We start from the raw sequence: 20,017 nt of genomic DNA, 5'->3' as shown, positions 1-20,017 counted from the left end.
TGAAGAATTAAGAATGAAGAATGGAGAATGAAGAATTAAGAATGGAGAATGAAGAATGGAGAATGAAGAATTAAGAATGAAGAATGGAGAATGAAGAATTAAGAATGAAGAATGGAGAATGAAAACGACATAGAGCTGCGCAGCGAGGAGGTGCAGGAGATACTGACCCGCCCGCCCCGCGCGTTGGTGCGCTGGGGCATCACGGTGTTCTTCGGCGTGCTGGCGGCGGTGTTCATCGGCGGGTGCTTCTTCCAATATCCCGACGTGGTGGACGCCACGGTGACCGTGACGACCGAGCATCCGCCGGTGTGGATGGTGGCACGGGGCAGCGGCAAGATAAAAGAGGTGTACCGCACGGACCGCGACTCGGTGTATGCGGGCGACCTGATCGCCGTGCTGGAAAACCCCGCCCGGACGGCCGATGTATGGGAACTGAAAGAACAGCTCCGCGCATTCCGCCTGACGGACAGCTGCGTGCAGGCGGCACGCTTCCCCGACAGGCCGGCCCTGGGAAGCATACAGGCCGCTTATGCCGCCTTCCTGCGGAGCCTGACCGACTACCGGAACTACCTGGAGCTGAACCTGTATGACCGCCAGATCGAGGCGACCGAAGAGGAGCTGGCCGAATACGGGAACTACATCGCCCACCTGGAACGGCAGGTCGTGCTGGACGGCAGGCAGACGGAGATAGCCGAGACCGTGCACCGGCGGGAGAAAGGACTGTACGAAGACGGGCTGACGGCCAAGGCCGAATACGAGGAGGCGCAACAGGCCTTGCTCGCCAAGCAGCAGGGCACGGAGCAACTGATGACCTCGCTTTCCAACGCCCGCATCCAGCAGGCCCGGTTGAAGCAGACCATCCTGCAAACCCGCATGGAGCGGGAACGGGAAGTCAACACGCTGCGCACCGCCCTGCAGACCGCCTGCAACGAACTGAAGACGAGCATCGGCGACTGGGAACTGGCCTGCCTCTTCGTCTCTCCGGCTGCCGGCATCCTGTCCTACAACAACGTGTGGCAGAAGAACCAGAACGTGAACAGCGGCGACAAGGTGTTCTCCGTCGTGGCCCGGGACATGGGGGCCGTCATCGGTAAGATAAAGCTGCCCCCGGAAGGGTCGGGCAAGGTGAAGCCGGGCCTGCGGGTGAACATCAGCGTGGCGGGCTATCCCTACATGGAGTTCGGTTTCCTGACCGGGACGGTGCAGTCCGTTTCCCTGCTGCCCGACGAGGAAGGCATGTACACCGTCACCGTCAGCCTGCCGCAGGACCTGCGCACGTCTTACGGCAAGTCCTTGCACTTCGGCGGCGAGCTGGCCGGTACCGCCCAGGTGCTGACGGACGAACGGAGCCTGACCGCACGGCTGCTGAGTCCCCTGCATTATATCTGGGATAAATATGTCGAACCGGGGAATTGAAAAGTCCCTGTTTAGCACGCTAAAGTCCCTGTTTGTCCCGCTAAAGTCCCTCTTTAGCCGGCGAAAGTAGGATATGACAAGGAATTGTCATCCCGCACTCGATGCGGGATCCAGTACATACACCCTAACGCCATACTCCCACACCTGCTGACGAAGCACGGCCTTACCTCCTCACGCCGTACGGTCTTACACCCTCACGAAGCGTATCGTCAGGTTGCAACGCAGCCTTCTTTCCGATGCATACACATGGATCCCGCATCAAGTGCGGGATGACAGATACTACAGGAATGACGGATACAACGGGAATGATAGATACAACGGGGATGACAGATACTACAAGAATGACGGATACAACCAGAATGACAGATACAACGGGAATGACAGATACAACGGGAATGATAGAAACAACGGGATGACAGATACAAGTGCAGAATGCCTCCTCCGCGTAATCCGCGTAATCCGCGCCTAAACATACCCTGTATCCTAAGGGTGTATCAACATGCGTAAGCAGTCAAAAAATGGCTATTAATTGAAATAGATAACTTCGCTGCCAAGCAAAATTTATAGAATTATGTATAGCAGTGAAGATCTTGAAAGGTTTTACTTTCAGTACCAGACGGAGGCGTTACCCCGTGGAGAATCTCTCCAATCGTTTTGTGTCAAGAACAAAGTCCCTTATAACATTTTCCAGAAATGGTTTAAGGATACCCGCAAAAAAGTAGTTGAGGTTCAGGTTGACGGTGCTCCTGAGATTACCCATGAAGAAAAGACTAAAATTGGTGACCGGCCTAAACCTGTATCAAGAAGCGGTAATGACAATCCCGTCCGCATATGGATAGACATCCGTATCAGTAATGGATTGCACTTGTCCCAAAAGAATTTAAGCTATCAGGACTTAGTCCGGATGATAGAGAAGCTGGAGGGTTTATGCTGAGTGTTACCGGTCTGAATCATTTTTATTATGTGCGTGACTTTACCGACATGCGTTGCAAGCACAGCCGTGTGTTGTCCATCATCCGTGAACGGCTTCACCGGGAACCCTGTGACGGGGATGTCTTCATTGTCATGTCGCGAAACCGAAGAATAGTCCGTATGTTCTCATTTGCCAACCGTTCATACAGCCTGTTCGAAAAGAAGTTTGTCGCGGGCTACCAGTTCATGAAAGTGGAGCGGAACGGGGCGGATACCGTTTATCGGATTGACTGGAAAGATGTGGTCCTGATACTGGAAAACCCTATAGTTAAAACATTAAAAATCAGATAATTAATATGTCTATTTGCTTGCTGTTTTGCGATTATTTTAGTACCTTTATATCTGTAAATCAAAGGTTTAAACATGATCGAACTGCAACATATAATAGACTCAAAAAGGGAATTGTTGAGTAGGGAAACCTACTCACGGAACCCTATAAATTATAGTGAAGGTATGGCAGACGATCAAGAAGACCGGTACATACAATACCTTGCTGAGCAGAATCAGGACCTCAGGTTGACAAATGACGCCATGAAGCTTGTCTTGGAGGATTTCATGGTTCAGATGAAGGGGCTGAAGGACCAGATGTCCTCCATGCAATCGAAACAGTCCGATTTGGAAAATCAGTTATCGGAAGAGCGCAAGCTTCGCAAATCGGCAGAACGTAAGGCAAAGTCTCTCCAGGAAAAACTTGATTTTGCCAATCAGGAGCGTTTTGGTGACAGGCGTCAACGGATAAACCCTAAAGCTAAAAAGAGTGCTTCTGACCGGCAAAAGGAAAAAGATGATTATGACGGTACGGACGATACGCTCCGTACGGACTCTGTAGACAATAACGAATCCCGGAATGAGCCGGCTCTTCCCAGAAAGGAACGTGACCTGGGCAATCGTCCCGACGGGTATAAAACGATGGGAGTGTCCGGAGAAGTGGTAGAGCATCCGTCAGATCTGACAAAGGTTCCCGGACGTATCATTGAAAGAAGGATGGTACGTGTATTCAGTTTCCGTACCTTCCTTACGGAAGAATGTTTTGAAATGGTCCATTATGCAGAGCCTGGCAAAAAGCCGAAGTGGGGTTATTTCCCCTCTGAAGGCCATCCGGAGGTGGTAACTAAGTTTGAGGGGACTAAAGCCACTCCTGAATTCCTGCAGGCCATCGCCTATGAAGTTTATGTAAAGAATGTGACCTTCGGCCTTCTGCACCAATGGCTGACGGATATGGGAATGACCATTTCTAAAAACACCTTACGCAACTGGCTTAAGAAAGGCAAGAAATACCTTGATGAACTGGTTCGTGTATTGAAGTCCGTTGCCTTGGAAAAGGACTCGGTTGTGAACTGCGATGAGACCTGGTGCAAGGTGCGCAAATATGACCGTTATAAGAAGTGTTATATCTGGGTATTGGTCAACAAGGCTCAGAAAACAGCCATTTTCTTCTATGAGGATGGCTCCCGCGGCCGTGAGGTGCTTACGGATTTTCTGGGTGATGCGGAATTGAAGAGTATCATGTCCGACGGATACAATGCTTATGTTTTTATCGGTGATGAGTTGAAATCGGCTCAGTTTAAGGATACTATCCATCAGGTTTGTATGTCCCATGCGAATAATAAGTTCGTTAAAGCCGGTAATCAAGGAGGCGAACCGCTGGCCGAACGTTTTTCAAAGCTTTTAAAGTGGTTCTTTTCTAAAGAACATATTTATGATGAAGCCGGTCTTACTCCGGAAGAGAGACTGCGGGAAAGGCAAAGCCTGGAAACGAAGGAACACCTGATAGAATTGCGCAGCCTGTTGGAGAGTGAACTGTCGAAGAATTCAGAATTTAGAAGCCAGTATTATACAGAAGCTCTTAATTACTTGAAGAAGTTTTGGAAGGAACTATTTGCTTTTCTGGACGATGGAGATCTTCCGATAGACAACAATCTGGCAGAGCGAACCATTCGAAAGCTGACTACTCAACGCAACAATTCACTTCATTATGGCAGTGATGCGGGTGCTGAGATGGCTGCCACTTATCATAGTGTAATAGGAACGGTAAAGCTTCATGGCAGTTCTGTCTGGAACTTCATCGGAACCTTTTTCAAAAATATCTTTAACGGTTGCAGAGACTATGTTAACATGGTTCCTAGCAAAATCACTTTGGCTACCAGCCAATGTTAAATTCAAAACTAATTAATTAACAAAACTCGATTTAGGGCACTGAAAAGTACCCTCTCAAAGAGGTATGCCCTAAATTGAGTGCTTACTCAACATGCAGGGACGTTATCATTCTGTCATGCTGAACGGTAGTGAAGCATCTCCCCTTCACGAGAATAGGCGGGAGATCCTTCGCGATGCTCAGGATGACAGGGCAACATGCAAGTCGTTTCTCTTTTTGGCACACCCTCAATACACACAAAAAAAGGTTATCCCGACTCCCGTCTCAAGGCCGGAATGACGATAAAGAAATGATTTGTCCGTAGCATCCTTCACGCCTTCACGCGCCTGCAAGCAATTGATAACCAGCCGAATGTTGTGAAAGATACATCCTTCACGTGAAGTTTCACACCCTGTCGCGTGAAAGATACAGCGTGAAAGCAAGCACCATCCCTCACCGTTCCGTTCTGTACGATTTTGGCATATCCGTGTACGATTTTAGCACATCCGTGAAACATCGCATCGCGTGAAAGGAGTGTATGTTTCACCACATAGACCTGAATATCAATGCAATGGGCAGCCCGTGAAGGCGTGAAACTTCCTCCCCGAACTTTTCAACATCCATATCATATTTCACGACTAATTCGTATCTTTGCAGCCTGTAAAAACGAGAAACGCATGATAGTTTGCATAGCCGAGAAACCCTCTGTGGCACGCGACATAGCCGATGTGCTGGGAGCGAAGGAGAAGAAAGACGGATATATCGAAGGAAACGGATACCAGGTGACCTGGACGTTCGGCCATCTCTGTACGCTGAAGGAGCCGCATGAATATACGCCGAGCTGGAAGACGTGGAGCTTGGGCAGCCTGCCCATGATACCGCCCCGCTTCGGTATCAAACTCATCAGTAATCCTACCTACGAACGCCAGTTCCACGTCATCGAGGGGCTGATGCAGAAGGCTGACATGATCATCAACTGCGGTGATGCCGGCCAGGAGGGAGAGCTCATCCAGCGGTGGGTGATGCAGAAAGCTGGAGCCAAATGCCCAGTGAAGCGCCTGTGGATATCTTCACTGACCGAAGAAGCCATCCGCGAAGGATTCTCCAACCTGCGGGATGCTGCCGACTTCCAACCTCTGTACGAAGCGGGCTTGAGCCGTGCCATCGGCGACTGGCTGCTGGGCATGAATGCCACGCGCCTGTATACCATGAAATACGGGCAGAACCGCCAGGTGCTTTCCATCGGGCGGGTGCAGACGCCTACACTGGCCCTTATCGTGAACCGTCAGTTGGAGATTCAGAACTTTGTGCCCAAGCAATACTGGGTGCTCAATACCGTTTACCGCGATACTACTTTCTCGGCCCTCATCCGCAAGAGCGACGAAGAGCTGGCACTGGAAGCAGAGAAGCAGAAGGAAGCTCTGGCCGCCGGCAAGAAGCCCAAGAAGGAGGAAGAGAACCGCGGTATAGATCCCATAACAGACCGTGCGAGAGGCGAGGAGCTGCTGGCACGCATCAAGGATGTGCCGTTTACCGTTACCTCTGTGACGAAGAAGGAAGGCCGGGAAGCGCCGCTCCGTCTTTTCGACCTGACCTCCCTGCAGGTGGAGTGCAACAAGAAGTTTGCCTACTCGGCCGACGACACGCTGAAGACTATCCAGTCGCTCTACGAGAAGAAGGTCACTACTTATCCTCGTGTAGATACTACCTTCTTGAGTGACGACATCTATCCCAAGTGTCCCTCCATCCTGAAGGGGTTGCGGGGCTATGAGACCTGGACCGCGCCGCTGGAGGGAACCATCCTGACGAAGTCGAAGAAAGTGTTCGACAATTCGAAGGTCACGGACCACCATGCCATTATTCCTACCGGCCAACCGCCGGTCAACCTCACCGATGTAGAACGACGGGTATTCGACCTCATTGCCCGCCGCTTCATCGCCGTGTTCTATCCCGACTGCCGTTTTTCGACTACGACCGTCATGGGCGAGGCGGATAGCGTGGAGTTCAAGACATCCGGCCGGCAGATACTCGATCCTGGTTGGCGAGTGGTGTTCACGGTCAATGCCGCCACTCAGAAAGGAAACGGCGATGAGGGGAATAAGGAGAACGGCGAAGAAGACCGTGTGTTGCCTGCCTTCGTCAAGGGAGAGAGTGGTCCCCACGTACCCGAACTCGTGGAGAAATGGACACAACCTCCACGCCCTTACACCGAAGCCACCCTGCTTCGTGCCATGGAAACCGCCGGTAAACTGGTGGACAACGATGAATTGCGCGACGCCCTGAAGGAAAACGGCATCGGCCGTCCTTCTACCCGTGCTGCCATTATCGAGACCTTGTTCAAACGTAACTATATCCGTAAGGAGAAGAAGAACCTGATAGCTACTCCTACAGGCGTGGAGCTCATTCAGACCATTCACGAAGAATTGTTGAAGAGTGCCGAACTGACGGGTATCTGGGAGAAGAAGCTGCGCGAGATAGAGCGCCGCACGTATGATGCCTCCCGTTTCTTGGAAGAACTGAAGCAGATGGTGGCTGAGATTGTGACCAGTGTACTGTCGGACAACAGCAACCGCCACATTACGGTACAGGCGCCTCCTATAGTGAGTAAGGTTGCGCGCAATACTTCCGCTTCCGACGACCAGCCGAAGAAGGAACCTCGCAAACGTTCTCCCCGCAAGAAGAAGGCCGAGGCTGCCAATGCCGGAACAGCTCCGGCTCCTACGGTGCAGCCCGATGAATGGGTGGGGCGTCCGTGTCCTTTGTGTGGCAAGGGTACCATTATCAAAGGAAAAACGGCTTACGGTTGCTCCGAGTGGCGCAATGGTTGTACCTTCCGTAAGCCGTTCGATGCTTGACCTGTCTATTTAATCGTAATTCAAGTGGAATTCGACTACCGCTTCGATGCCTTTGCGCAGGATGTCGAGCGGCATGTTCTCGTTGGGCGAGTGGATGGCGTTACTCTCCAGCCCGAATCCCATCAGTACCGTCTTGATGCCCAGCACCTGTTCGAAGGTCGAGATGATGGGAATGCTTCCGCCGCGACGCACAGCTAGTGGCTTCTGTCCGAACGCTTTCTCAAACCCTTTCTCGGCAGCCTGATAGGCGGGCAGTGTGATGGGGCAGACGTAGCCCTGTCCGCCGTGCATAGGCGTTACTTTCACCTGTACCGTAGCGGGGGCAATGCTCTGGATGTAGTCGGCAAACAGCTGTGAAATCTTGTGGTGGTCCTGGTGCGGAACGAGACGGCACGACACCTTGGCATAGGCTTTCGACGGCAGCACCGTCTTCGAACCTTCGCCTGTATAGCCTCCCCAAATGCCGCAAACGTCGAACGACGGGCGGCAACTGTTACGTTCCAGTGTGCTGTAACTTTTTTCGCCGAAGAGTTCCTTTACCCCGATGGCGGCCTTGTATTTTGTCTCGTCGAAGGGGATGTGGGCTATCATGTCGCGTTCGGCCTGCGGCACTTCCTCCACATCGTCGTAGAAGCCAGGGACGGTAATGCGGCCGTCGGCATCGACCACGCACGCCAGCATCTGGCACAGCACGTTGATGGGATTGGCCACTGCTCCGCCGAAGTGACCCGAATGCAGGTCGCGGTTGGGTCCCGTCACTTCGATTTCCCAGTAGGCCAGTCCGCGCAGGCCGGTGGTCAGCGAGGGCAGGTCGGCTCCCAGCATGCTGGTGTCCGATACGAGGATGATGTCGGCCTTGAGCAGTTCGCGGTGTTCCTGGCAGAAAGCTTCTAGGCTGGGTGAGCCGATTTCTTCTTCGCCTTCAAAGATGAACTTCACGTTGTGCGTCAGAAGACCGTTTTTTACCAAGTATTCGAATGCTTTTACTTGGATAAACGACTGGCCTTTGTCGTCGTCGGCACCACGGGCCCAGATGTGGCCGTCGCGTACTTCAGGTTCAAAGGGGGCGCTTTTCCATAGTTTCAGCGGTTCGGCAGGCATCACGTCGTAGTGGGCGTAGATGAGGACGGTTTTCGCTTTGGGGTTTACCGTCTTTTGGGCAAACACCATCGGATTGCCCTGCGAGGGCATCACCATGGCTTCGTCGGCACCGGCTTCGAGCAGCAGTTGGCGCCAGCGTTCGGCACAGGCCAGCATGTCGTCGTGGTGTTCGGGCTTGGCGCTGATACTTGGAATGCGAATGAGGCTGAACAATTCGTCCAGCATGCGGGGTTCGTTTTCGGAGATATAAGTTCTGATCATAAATGGAAGAGGAATATAAATGAAAGGTTACACATTATATATGATATATATGGGGAAAGGCTTTTACAGTTGTGTCGTCCGGTCTATCAGGTAGAAATCCAGAATGGTGAGTGCAGCCATGGCTTCTACGATGGGTACGGCACGCGGCAGTACGCAAGGGTCGTGACGTCCGCGGGCTTTCAGCGTGGTGTCCACACCGTCGATGTTTACCGTATGCTGTTCCATCAGCACGGTGGCCACCGGTTTGAAGGCTACGCGGAAATAGATGTCCTGCCCGTTACTGATGCCTCCCTGTATGCCGCCCGAGTGGTTGGTATGAGTGGTGATGCGTCCGGCGTTGTTGTAGAACACGTCGTTCTGTTCTGAACCTTTCATCTTCAGCCCCTTAAAGCCGTCGCCATATTCGAAGGCCTTGGCGGCGTTGATGCTCAGCATGCCCGATGCCAGGGCAGCCTGCAACTTGCCGAACACCGGCTGTCCCAATCCCACGGGGCATCCTCTGATGACACAGGTGATGACGCCGCCTATCGTGTCGCCCTCGGCTTTTACTTCGGCTATGAGCTGTTCCATTTCTTTGGCCTTCTCAGGGTCGGGGCAGCGGACGGGATTTGTTTCGGTCAGCTCCAGGTTATACGCCGTATAGTTTTCTTCTAGTCGGATGGGACCCACTTGTGAGGTATAGGCCGTTATGCGTATGCCCAGCTGCCGCAATGCCAGCTTGGCCAGTGCACCGGCCACTACACGCGAAATAGTTTCGCGGGCCGACGAACGTCCACCACCTCTATGGTCGCGGATGCCATATTTGGTCTTGTAGGTATAATCGGCGTGCGAGGGGCGGTAGACGTCTTTCATGTTGTCGTAGTCGCCGGAGTGCTGGTTTTCGTTCCACACGATGAACCCGATGGGGCAGCCTGTCGACTTGCCTTCGAAGATACCTGAGAGGAATTCCACCTTGTCGGCCTCTTTGCGTGGAGTAGTGAGGGCTGATTGTCCAGGGCGGCGGCGATCCAGTTCCTTCTGTATAAAATCCATGTCGATGGTGATGCCTGCGGGAAATCCGTCGACGACACCTCCGATACCTTTGCCGTGCGACTCGCCGAAGCTGGTCAGGCGCAGGATGTTTCCGAATGAGTTGAACATAGTCAGTTTGCTTTAAAAAGTTGTCATTTCGTTTACTGTACTTCCGTGTGCTTTTGAGGCTGATAAAAGTAGAGAATACTTTTTTAAGATGCAAATTTTTGCTTTTGTTTCTTGGCAATCTTTCTTTTCCTTTGTTTGTAATGTTGGTTCCCATCTTAAAAATGGAATATTTATTTTAATAAAATGGGCTTGTGTAAATCGTTTAAAACCTGTTTCTTTGCACTTTGAATAAAAATGGACTATAGAAAGTCTTTAGAAACATATTATTAACTTAAATACGTTTTTTTGCAATGAAAAAAAGTTTGTTTTATTTGTGCTTCTGGGCTTGCTCGTTAGGATTGTTTACAGCCTGTAGTGACGATGAAGAGCCAAGCTGGCAGAAATTGCCGACCGAAACCATTTCGGCAGATAATCTGGAGTTGACTTTGAATTCTCAAAAAATGTCCGATGCTAGCGTTTCTCTTACCATGAGTGATGCACAAACCGGTGTGTTGACATTGACGAACGCTATCAGAGGTTGGAATGAAGTTAAAGTAGATGTTTCAGTTGCTGAGCAGTCAGATGGCTCATTCCGTTTTCAGGGAACTTATGAAATGCCTCTTACGCGTACGTTGCTTAATTCAATGAAAGCCGATGTAAACGGTTCTATTACTTTGGATGGTAAAGCTTCTGTAACAGTAAGTACGACTGCCGAAGGAACGTTGGTTCGTACTTGGACTTTGTGTGACGCTAGTTATACAGATAAGTATTTTGACCGGAACGCTGATGGCGTGCTGGACAGTCAGGATTGGTTCCGTTATGCGCCTTGCCACATCAATTGGGAGTCTGACTATAGTTCTGATGGCAATAATCCTGGCCTGGCAACGGGAAATATCACAACTGTAGGAACAACAGCTTTGTCTTATTTTATGACCCAGCTGCTGAATCATGTGACTTTCAATGCAGATGGCTCTATTGTTGCAGAATATGTGGCAGAAACTCCGGAAATGGATATGGGAGGCATCATGCAGGCTATTCTTGGAAGTACATTGCCTTCACGTGACGGATTGAAGTGGAATACGTCATCGGCTAATTTGGCTTATTGGTATGTAACGGATAATGATCTTTATGTTGTATTGGATATTCCTAATATCATTGCACAGGCTGTAGCAGACCAGGGTGGTGAAGGAGGAATGGACCCTACAGTTATTACCGGTGTGATACAATCTTTGAAGGGAATGAGCGGAGCTGAAGTAAAACAGCTTTTAGCTAGCCTTTTAACCGAAATGGGTGGAGATAGCATCTTGTCTAAACTTGATATTACTAAAATATCTGATGCTGATATGGAAAAACTGATGGGGTATGTATTCAATGGTTTTCCTTTAGTTCATCGGATTGACAATGCTAATTTTGAAGATGGACAGACTTTGGAGAATATGTATGTATCGGTAGATAAGGAATTGTTTGATATCCTTATGCCGGCAGTTTTTCCTCTATTGCCTGATTTAGAGACGATGTTGGCAGACATGCAAATCGAAATTCTGGGCCAATCTGCTCCTCTCCTTCCACTATTGAAAACTTTGTTGGGCATTCAAAGTCTGACGGAATTCGAGCAGATATGGGAAGCTACTTCCTCATTTGATATAGGTTTGGATTTGGCGGTAGGTTCTTTTTCTGAATTTATTAAGCCCCAGTCGTCTAAATAAACTGGTATTATCTAGTTCATTTTAAGAATGTGTCAAAATTCCCAATCTTATTACTTCTTCAGTGAAGTGATAATGGTAGAGGGAGTTTTGACACATTCTCTTTTTATTGTTTAGTGAGATGTAAGCCGTCTTTTGTCATTAGAAGACATATCCGAAGCCGGCATTCAGATAGATGGGATACATTGCAAAGGTAATGGTCTGGAAGTCTTTTTGGAAGACATCGTTCAGTCCCCAAGTCAGGTCTGCATTAACAGTGAGATGTTTGAATGCGCGCCAGCTGACTCCTCCTTGCATTCCCCATTGAAAATGGCGCAGGTTGTCAGAGAAATCATAAGGGGCAGTCGTTTCTCCTTCAAATTCCACCTTATTGCCTGTTGGATCACCCTCACGCAGATAACCATCGAATACGTAACCTGTAAAGTCTCCATTGGTCATAATTGAGAAGTAGGGACCGAAATTAAAACGTAGGCGTGGATTAGCTTTCCATGCAGCCAATACGGGAATCGTGAAGTAGGAAGCACGGAATTTTGTCTTTACCATGCCTGTCCAGTTTCCTTTCATTCGTTCTCCGCCACTACCTATGATTTCCATACTGTAATTCTTAGTACGAGCTTCGGCTTCCATTCCTTTGTTCTCAAGGCGTAAACCAAGGATAACTCCCCATTCCTTTTCTTTTCCTAGCCATTTGATAATATCTCCTTCGATGGAAAAATTGATGTTGGGGGAATAACCGGTTAATGCACGTATTTCTTGTGGAAGTGGAATAGGGGAAGTTCCTCCAATGTTGAAGCCTGCTTTGACTTCATATTCCAAACCATAAAGTGCAGACTGTATGATACCGCGATTGCGGTCTTCTTGTGCTTGTAGCCGACAGGTAGCTGTCAGTATAAGGCTTGCTATAAGCCACAGGATTTTATGATTTCTCATTTCTTTATTGGTTTGTTTCATTTTGTTCATATTCAAGTGTTACTTCATCGACATATAATGTGCTTCCGGGGGCTCCTTCAAAGTAATCTCCACGGATGCTGGAAGCGAAGACGATGGTAAGGTGATATTTCCCATCTTTCAGTTTGGTCGCATCAATACTTTTTCCCTCACGCAGGTTGAAGGGAAGATTAAATTCTGTCCATTCATCGGTTTCTTTGGCATCAGTGATTTGTGCTACTGAAATGATTTGTTCGTTATCTTCGGACAGGATGTTTGTTCCGTCCAATACTGGTCTGTCTGCAGTACTTTCATAGAAGACTGCGTATATATTAAAAATGTCTTTACGTCCGGGTACTGGTTTCAGTTTGTCTTCTGCACTGGTATCCAGTTCATAGAACGTATCGCCTGCCTTAAATTTATAATATCCGTGTAGGAATGTAGGAATCTGATCAAATTGTATACCGAACTGGGTTGCTTTCAGTGCATTGGTCAAAGCGCTGGCTAAGTTGAATGAGCCAATGAATAAATTCCCTGAGGCGATAGGCATGTTTACGCTGCTACCTAGTGAACCTGTTTTTCGAGTTACCAATTTTACGCATTTGCTACCGTTTCGTCCTTCAGTCGATTGGTAGGTTGGGAATTCTTCAGGTTGCGTAATGGTATAGTCTGTCAATGCATAACCGGGATTTGCGCTGGCCCATGTCATTGTTTCTGCTCCCATTTGGTCTGTTTCATAAAAAATGTGATACTTCCCGTTTCCTCCCAAGCGGGCATTTTCAAAATCGTATTGGGTACTGGTGAAACCGGTACTGGTCACTTCTATACGATATTTGCGTTGCCATTCTCCGTCTTCCGAAGTAACGATGTAATTCTGGGCCGTATTAAAATCCAGTACAGTTCCACTCGCTGGCATGATGGTAGCACCGGGGGTCAGTGTGAATTCGGGTGCCAGATGGCTTATGTCTGTGCCTTTTTTTACGTATAATATGATGGGATAAATCTTTCCATCCACTCCGTCTGTAATTGCATCAAGTTCCACAGAACGGATCAGTACATCGCCTGGTAGACTGACCGATTCGATGTCTGCCTCGGTATTCGGAGCCTCATCCTGTATACAAGAAAACAGTATGAATGTAAACAATAGGTGTAGGGATAATAGAAAATACTTCATGTGTTTTAGTTTTATTCTATGAATAATATCGTTGCCAAAGTTACGGTTCTTTTTCGAATTAAATGAAATCTTGTTTGATATTTTATATTTTCTGACTATTTGTTTAATAAAACGTTTTTTCTACCTTTGCAGGGACTTAAATTTCGTGACACAATGATAAACGATGCAGAAAGACAACAGATTATAGCTCTTGTGAAACGGGAAGTGGTTCCGGCTATCGGATGTACGGAACCTATTGCCGTTGCCTTGTGCGTAGCTAAGGCGGCAGAGACATTGGGCGTGAAACCTGAAAAGGTAAGTGTATGGCTTAGTGCGAACATTCTGAAAAATGCGATGGGTGTAGGTATTCCAGGTACAGGGATGATAGGTTTACCCATTGCCATAGCTTTGGGGGCCTTAATTGGAAAATCGGAGTATCAGTTGGAGGTATTGAAAGATAGTGTGCCCGAAGCAGTAGAAGCAGGCAAACGTTTTATTGATGAAAAACGTATATCGATTGCCCTGAAACCAAATATCGATGAGAAATTGTATATAGAAGTATGCTGTGAAGCTGGTTCAGACCGTTCGACAGCTATCATTGCTGGTGGGCATACTTCGTTTGTTTATGTGTCACACAACGGTGACGTTTTGCTTGACAAACAGACTGCTTCTGCTGAAGAAGAAGAAAACGCCGTACCAGATCTGACCTTACATAAGGTTTATGATTTTGCTATGACTGCACCATTGGATGAAATCCGTTTCATTCTTGATACGGCTCGTTTGAACAAAGCCGCTGCAGAACAGTCCTTTACTGGTAATTATGGGCATGGCTTGGGAAAAATGCTTCGTGGAACTTATGAGCATAAAGTCATGGGCGACAGTGTCTTTTCACATATATTGTCTTATACCTCGGGGGCTTGTGATGCACGCATGGCAGGAGCCATGATACCAGTGATGAGCAATTCAGGAAGTGGAAATCAAGGAATTTCGGCTACGCTTCCTGTTGTTGTTTATGCCGAAGAAAACGGGAAGTCGGAAGAAGAGTTGATTCGTGCTCTGATGCTGAGTCATCTGACAGTTATTTATATCAAGGAGAGTTTGGGACGCTTGTCTGCCTTGTGTGGTTGTGTGGTAGCTGCTACGGGGTCTAGTTGTGGCATTACCTGGTTGATGGGAGGTACATATGAGCAAATCACTTATGCAGTACAAAACATGATAGCCAATCTGACGGGCATGATTTGCGACGGAGCAAAGCCCAGTTGTGCCTTGAAAGTGACTACGGGTGTATCTACCGCAGTGCTCTCTGCTATCATGGCAATGGAAAACCGTTGTGTTACTTCTGTGGAGGGTATTATCGATCAAGATGTAGATCAAAGTATCCGCAATCTGACTAGAATTGGATCGCAGGGCATGAATGAAACAGATAAACTGGTGCTGGATATCATGACAAATAAATGAAGAACTAAAAATGAAGAATGAAGAATTTCCTATTTGTGTATTCAAAACAAAGGGACACTCAGGAATTCTTCATTCTTCATTTTTAGTTCTTCATTGATTAGTGGCAGCAGCCTTCGCCGCAATCATGATCGCCACATCCGCCTCCGCAGCTGTCGCAACTGCATCCGCAACCACCGCTCATCATACGGGCCATTTCTGCGAGTTCTTCGTTGGTTGCCGGACGGTTGGTTACAACTTCCCCCACAAAATTCAGGTCGCATCCAGCTAGAGGATGGTTCATGTCCATCACTACTACATCGTCTTTCACTTCTACAACGCTTCCGTTGATATGCTGGCCTTCGGCAGTCATCAGGGGGACAATGGCACCTTCTTTAATACGTGTTTCGTCGAATTTTCCGTCAATAAGGAAGATATCCTTGGGTAAATCGATGACATGGTCTTCGTCATATTCTCCATAAGCTTCGGTACAAGCGATGGTGAAGTCGAATTTATCGCCGGCATTCAAGTCTTTCAGCTGGTTTTCGAAAGCTTCAAGAGTCAGTCCCAGCCCAGAAATGAACTGAAATGGATGTTCTGTGGTGGCTTCTTCTGTGAAATCGCGTTCTCCGTCTTCGATGGCATATAGCTTGTAAGCTACAGTAATGTACTTGTTTGTTTCCATATTCTTTATAAAATCTTGTTTTAAGTGAATAATCTTGTTTTTGGCTCGGGCAAAGATACAAATCTTTTGGTGTATGTTGCAAAAACTTCTTATCTTTGACACACTTTTCCTGTATTGACGCGGAAAAGATATGAACGGATAACGAAGATATGATAAAGACGGCATTCATAGGCATGGGGTATAGGGGGATGCAGCTGCTCCGCCTGTTACGTCATATTCCTGCTTTCCGCCTGGAGGCTTTTGCTGATCCCGGTGTGTCGGATGTGGGTATGACCGATGTGGCTTGTTATAATAGGGGAGACAGTGACTATCTGAATATGCTGGAGGAACAGAAGCCTGCTTTGGTATTTGTAGCTTCTCCCTGGCAGTGTCATGTGCAGCATGCCATCCATTGCGTGGAGCATGGAGCTGATGTTGCTTTGGAGATAAAGGGCGGATTGTATCTGGATGAGTACAAGCCGCTGATCGAATTGGCCGAACGTACGGGCCGTAGAGTCTATCCGTTGGAAAATACGCTTTTCATGCGTGAGAATCTGTCCATTTATAATCTGGTTCGTGCTGGTGTATTGGGCGAGATAGTCTATATGCGTGGTGGGTATCGTCATGACCTGCGCCGTATGTTGTTGGATGATGACGGGACGTTGGGGAACCGTGACAAAACGGAAAGCGTCTGGCGGAGTCAGTTTTATCAGGAAGAAAATGGTGATCTTTATCCTACACATGGCTTGGCACCGCTGTGTTTGATTGCCGGTATCGGACGTACCGACCGTTTTAAGTATGTGACTTCTTTTGCTTCTAAGCCAGCCGGTTTGATGCAGCGTATTCGTGATTTGGGAGGAAATTCCGATGTGAAGATAACGTTGGGCGATGTAGTCGTTACTCAGTTGGAAACGGAACGGGGAGTACTGATTTCGCTGACGCATGATACGACCTTGCCCCGTCCTCGTAGCCTCGACTTTGAGATACAGGGTACGCGTGGCATCTGGAATGGTGACCGGCGGATGATTTATGTGGAAGGAACCAGTCCTGATGAATCTTGGGAACCGGACGATGCTTATATCGACCGCTATGAGCATTCTTACTGGAAACAATGGGGGCGGGAAGCGCTCGAAGTGGATACCCATCATCGCGGTATGGACTATGTGATGCTGAAAGCTCTGGAGGAAGATCTTCGGGGTGGGGAGTCCTATCCTGCCGGTATTGCCGACCTTGCGCTTTGGACTTCGGTTACTCCGTGGTCCAAAATGTCCATTGCTGGTAGGCGGACGCTCGTTTTAAATGAAAACGATTGATTATTAACCTATAAATGCTTGTTTTATGAAAAACAACAAACTTCTATCGGCCTTATGGCTTTCCGCATCTTTATCAGTTGTGATGTCGGCGTGTTCTTCCACGCATGTCAAGGCTCCCGATCCTATTCTTCCTATTCCTGAGCCTAAGCAGGTGGAATGGCAGAAGATGGAAACCTATGCCTTCATCCATTTTGGATTGAATACATTTAACGACCGTGAGTGGGGATATGGTGACACACCGGCGGAGGTGTTCAATCCTTCTCGTCTGGATTGCGAACAGTGGGCCAAAACTTTGGTGGCAGCAGGAATGAAAGGAGTCATTCTTACGGCCAAGCATCACGATGGCTTTTGCCTTTGGCCGTTTGCCGGCACCGACTACAGTGTGGCAAACAGTCCTTATAAAGATGGTAAAGGAGATGTCGTGCGCGAATTGTCTGAAGCTTGCAAGAAATATGGATTGAAGTTTGCTGTTTATCTGTCGCCCTGGGATCGTCATCAGGCCAATTACGGTACTCCTGCCTATCTGGATTATTTCTATGCTCAGTTGCGTGATTTGTTGACCAATTATGGTGAAGTGTTCGAAGTTTGGTTCGATGGCGCCAATGGTGGAGACGGATGGTATGGCGGAGCTAAGGAGACGCGTACCATCGACCGTCGTAATTACTACAATTATCCCCGCATTTACGAGATGCTGGACAGTATACAGCCGCAGGCAGTCGTCTTCTCCGACGGCGGTCCCGGTTGCCGGTGGGTGGGCAACGAAAAGGGTTTTGCCGGTGCCACTAACTGGTCTTTCCTCCGTAAGGGTGAAGTATATCCCGGTTACGACAAGAGTTACCAGCTTCAGTATGGTCATGCAGATGGCAACCAGTGGGTGGCAGCCGAATGCGATGTCTCCATCCGTCCGGGTTGGTTCTATCATCCCGAACAAGACAGCCTTGTAAAGACTCCCGAACAGTTGGTTGATCTCTATTATCGCAGTGTGGGACATAATGCAACGCTGTTGCTGAATTTCCCGGTGGACAGGGATGGATTGATACATCCGGTCGACTCGGCCAATGCTGTTCGTTTCCATCAGATGATACAGAAGGAACTGGAAACAAATCTGGTAGCTGGAATTGTTCCTCAGGTAAGCGATGAGCGCGGTGGCGATCATGTGGCTTCAGCCTTGACGGATGACGATTATGACACCTATTGGGCTACGGCCGATAGTGTGACGACGGGCGACATTACGTTCTCTTTCTCCTCACCGACGAGGATGAACCGTATGCTGTTGCAGGAATATATTCCTTTGGGCCAGCGTGTGAAAGCTTTTACTGTGGAATATCGTGACGCTTCGGGTGACTGGCAGCCTGTTGTCCTGAACGAAGAAACCACAACTATTGGTTACAAGCGCCTGTTGCGTTTTTCTTCCGTTGTTTCCGACGGTATCCGCATCCGTATTACCGATGCGCGTGGGCCGCTGTGCATCAACAACATTGGAGTGTATGATGCCGGTGAGAATGCTGACCAACTTTTTGAAGCAATACCGACCACTCAGATGCAAAGCCTTCCTTTCACCCTTTCCGGTGTGAAGCCGGAAGAGGCGGCCTTTGCTTCCGACCGTAACGAGAAGACCACTTGTTTTGTCGACGGTGATTTGCTGACTATAGACTTGGGGAGTGAACGTTTTGTTTCTTCCTTCCACTTCTTGCCCGACCAGGGTGAACCGAACAAAGGCTTGGTTTCACATTATGAATTGTCTGTAGCCGATGCCGATAGAAAGAATGTTACGATGGTCAAAGCAGGTGAGTTTTCCAATATCCGTAACAATCCTGTGATGCAGTCTGTCTACTTCACGCCCGTCAAGGCACGCTATCTGTATCTGAAAGCTGTCCGTATGGTCACGGAAGGTGAGCCGATGGGCTTTGCGGAGATAGCCGTACGCTGATCAAGATTGTATATCGTTTTTTTGCCTTTCTCACACAGTGCTTTCTGGCCCTTTCATGCAGTGCTTCGTCAGGTCTTCACGAAGCACTGTGTGACACCTTCATAAAGCACTGTGTTAAACCCTCACGAAGCACTTCGTCATGATTTCACGAAGTGCTTTCTTTTTTTCTCATCATAATATTATACTTCCTTGTCCTTTCGGAAACTCCTTCCTGATGTTTGTTTTCAAGGCCGCTTTTCTATTGGTTTTTATTTGTCCCTCTTCTCTTTTTTGTAGCTGAAATTGCAGTCTTATTTTACCTTATTTGTTTATCTCTTATCACTTTCTTTATGTTTTTGTTTATTGTATTTTATTGATTTATAGAAACTTGTGCACATTTTTGAAAAAGAGTAAAAGAAAAAGCAAAAAGAGTAAACCCCTTTGTTAGCTTCTTTTTAGATTTGCGATGTTAAATTAAACTTGAAACACGGTTTTGGGGGACTTGAACAAAGGAGGACAACTGGAGAACAAAAAATAGATATTACAAAGGCCGGTGCTCCTAATGCAGGAAGTAATCCTATCTATGTATATGTAGCAGAAGATGGTAAACATATATAGACGCCTATGGTGGAACGAATTATGCAGTAGAACGTCGTTCGTTTGACCCTGCTAAGGATTATCTGCGTCCGATACCTTCATCGGCAATTGCTGCTAATCCTGCTTTAGGACAAAATCCTGGATGGGAATAATAATATGATGTAATCAAATCTCTATAGAAAAAGCGAAATGAATGGGGTCGTACTATGATGTATTTGATAGTATGGCCCCATTTTTATTTACTGTCCTTTGCTTTCTGTGAAACATTGTTGTGAAGGCATGTGAAAGTAGTGAAACCTTCCTTTTTGGGGTATTGCTTTCACTTTATTCTCCTATAAATAAATGTTTTATGGAACGTTGTGAAAGCGTGAAACTTATTGGACGAAAAACTGTTCCATCGGCAGAAGAATGTTTATGTTTAGCTTGTCTAAAGTCCATAGTTAGCTTCGTAAAGTAGAT

At 48.0% G+C, this 20,017-nt stretch carries 15 protein-coding genes; 10 read left to right on the top strand and 5 right to left on the bottom strand.

All coding sequences use genetic code 11. From position 1 onward, the window contains the following. The first annotated feature begins 111 nt into the window (after positions 1 to 111). The 5 genes from BQ8005_RS09890 to BQ8005_RS09870 all read left to right on the top strand — a co-directional run bounded on the left by BQ8005_RS09890 (position 112) and on the right by BQ8005_RS09870 (position 7,377). Positions 112 to 1,416, top strand: coding sequence for an HlyD family secretion protein (locus tag BQ8005_RS09890; protein WP_075317932.1), 1,305 nt, complete (start codon positions 112 to 114; stop codon positions 1,414 to 1,416). 571 nt (positions 1,417 to 1,987) lie between these two features. Beyond that, on the top strand, positions 1,988 to 2,350 hold the full coding sequence (locus BQ8005_RS17530) for a hypothetical protein (protein ID WP_200806330.1): 363 nt from the start codon (positions 1,988 to 1,990) through the stop codon (positions 2,348 to 2,350). Continuing rightward, positions 2,344 to 2,679: an IS66 family insertion sequence element accessory protein TnpB gene (gene tnpB, locus BQ8005_RS09880; protein ID WP_075317931.1), complete on the top strand. Its 336-nt coding sequence runs from the start codon at positions 2,344 to 2,346 to the stop codon at positions 2,677 to 2,679. The genes BQ8005_RS17530 and tnpB overlap by 7 nt, the downstream gene beginning before the upstream one ends. 72 nt (positions 2,680 to 2,751) lie before the next feature. Next, positions 2,752 to 4,545: an IS66 family transposase gene (tnpC, locus tag BQ8005_RS09875; protein ID WP_075317930.1), complete on the top strand. Its 1,794-nt coding sequence runs from the start codon at positions 2,752 to 2,754 to the stop codon at positions 4,543 to 4,545. A gap of 654 nt (positions 4,546 to 5,199) precedes the next feature. Then, on the top strand, positions 5,200 to 7,377 hold the full coding sequence (locus BQ8005_RS09870) for a DNA topoisomerase 3 (protein WP_075317929.1): 2,178 nt from the start codon (positions 5,200 to 5,202) through the stop codon (positions 7,375 to 7,377). A 9-nt stretch (positions 7,378 to 7,386) separates the two neighbouring features. Here BQ8005_RS09870 and BQ8005_RS09865 read toward each other — a convergent pair whose 3' ends face one another. Together BQ8005_RS09865 and aroC are read right to left on the bottom strand one after the other, a co-directional pair. After that, complete coding sequence (locus tag BQ8005_RS09865; protein ID WP_075317928.1) at positions 7,387 to 8,739, bottom strand: dipeptidase; 1,353 nt, start codon at positions 8,737 to 8,739, stop codon at positions 7,387 to 7,389. A gap of 63 nt (positions 8,740 to 8,802) precedes the next feature. Beyond that, positions 8,803 to 9,879, bottom strand: coding sequence for a chorismate synthase (gene aroC, locus BQ8005_RS09860; protein WP_075317927.1), 1,077 nt, complete (start codon positions 9,877 to 9,879; stop codon positions 8,803 to 8,805). A 290-nt stretch (positions 9,880 to 10,169) separates the two neighbouring features. On the opposite strand from aroC, the gene BQ8005_RS09855 reads away from it, so the two are divergent. Further along, complete coding sequence (locus tag BQ8005_RS09855; protein WP_075317926.1) at positions 10,170 to 11,564, top strand: DUF4925 domain-containing protein; 1,395 nt, start codon at positions 10,170 to 10,172, stop codon at positions 11,562 to 11,564. Positions 11,565 to 11,702: 138 nt separating this feature from the next. On the opposite strand, the gene BQ8005_RS09850 is transcribed toward BQ8005_RS09855, so the two are convergent. After that, positions 11,703 to 12,491 (bottom strand): porin family protein, encoded by a 789-nt coding sequence (locus BQ8005_RS09850; protein ID WP_075319113.1) that lies wholly within the window; start codon positions 12,489 to 12,491, stop codon positions 11,703 to 11,705. A gap of 4 nt (positions 12,492 to 12,495) precedes the next feature. After that, positions 12,496 to 13,662 carry a PCMD domain-containing protein gene (locus BQ8005_RS09845; protein WP_075317925.1) on the bottom strand — a complete coding sequence of 389 codons (1,167 nt, stop codon included), beginning with the start codon at positions 13,660 to 13,662 and terminating at the stop codon, positions 12,496 to 12,498. Positions 13,663 to 13,815: 153 nt separating this feature from the next. Between BQ8005_RS09845 and BQ8005_RS09840 the strand changes: the two genes are divergently transcribed. Beyond that, on the top strand, positions 13,816 to 15,099 hold the full coding sequence (locus BQ8005_RS09840; protein WP_075317924.1) for an L-cysteine desulfidase family protein: 1,284 nt from the start codon (positions 13,816 to 13,818) through the stop codon (positions 15,097 to 15,099). A 97-nt stretch (positions 15,100 to 15,196) separates the two neighbouring features. Here the strand turns inward: BQ8005_RS09840 and BQ8005_RS09835 are convergent, their stop codons facing one another. Beyond that, positions 15,197 to 15,760: an FKBP-type peptidyl-prolyl cis-trans isomerase gene (locus BQ8005_RS09835; RefSeq protein ID WP_075317923.1), complete on the bottom strand. Its 564-nt coding sequence runs from the start codon at positions 15,758 to 15,760 to the stop codon at positions 15,197 to 15,199. Positions 15,761 to 15,909: 149 nt separating this feature from the next. Between BQ8005_RS09835 and BQ8005_RS09830 the strand changes: the two genes are divergently transcribed. The 3 genes from BQ8005_RS09830 to BQ8005_RS17810 all read left to right on the top strand — a co-directional run bounded on the left by BQ8005_RS09830 (position 15,910) and on the right by BQ8005_RS17810 (position 19,710). Then, positions 15,910 to 17,052, top strand: a complete 1,143-nt coding sequence (locus BQ8005_RS09830; protein ID WP_075317922.1) for a Gfo/Idh/MocA family protein — start codon at positions 15,910 to 15,912, stop codon at positions 17,050 to 17,052. Between the two features lie 25 nt (positions 17,053 to 17,077). After that, positions 17,078 to 18,982, top strand: coding sequence for an alpha-L-fucosidase (locus BQ8005_RS09825; RefSeq protein WP_075317921.1), 1,905 nt, complete (start codon positions 17,078 to 17,080; stop codon positions 18,980 to 18,982). Between the two features lie 593 nt (positions 18,983 to 19,575). Further along, a complete protein-coding gene (locus BQ8005_RS17810; RefSeq protein ID WP_111936104.1) occupies positions 19,576 to 19,710 on the top strand; it encodes a RagB/SusD family nutrient uptake outer membrane protein in 135 nt (44 codons plus the stop codon). Positions 19,711 to 20,017 lie beyond the last annotated feature (307 nt).

This window comes from Bacteroides togonis (genome assembly GCF_900130135.1).
GTDB classification, from domain to species: Bacteria; Bacteroidota; Bacteroidia; order Bacteroidales; family Bacteroidaceae; genus Bacteroides; species Bacteroides pullorum.
This window is presented reverse-complemented; position numbering and strand designations above follow the sequence as displayed.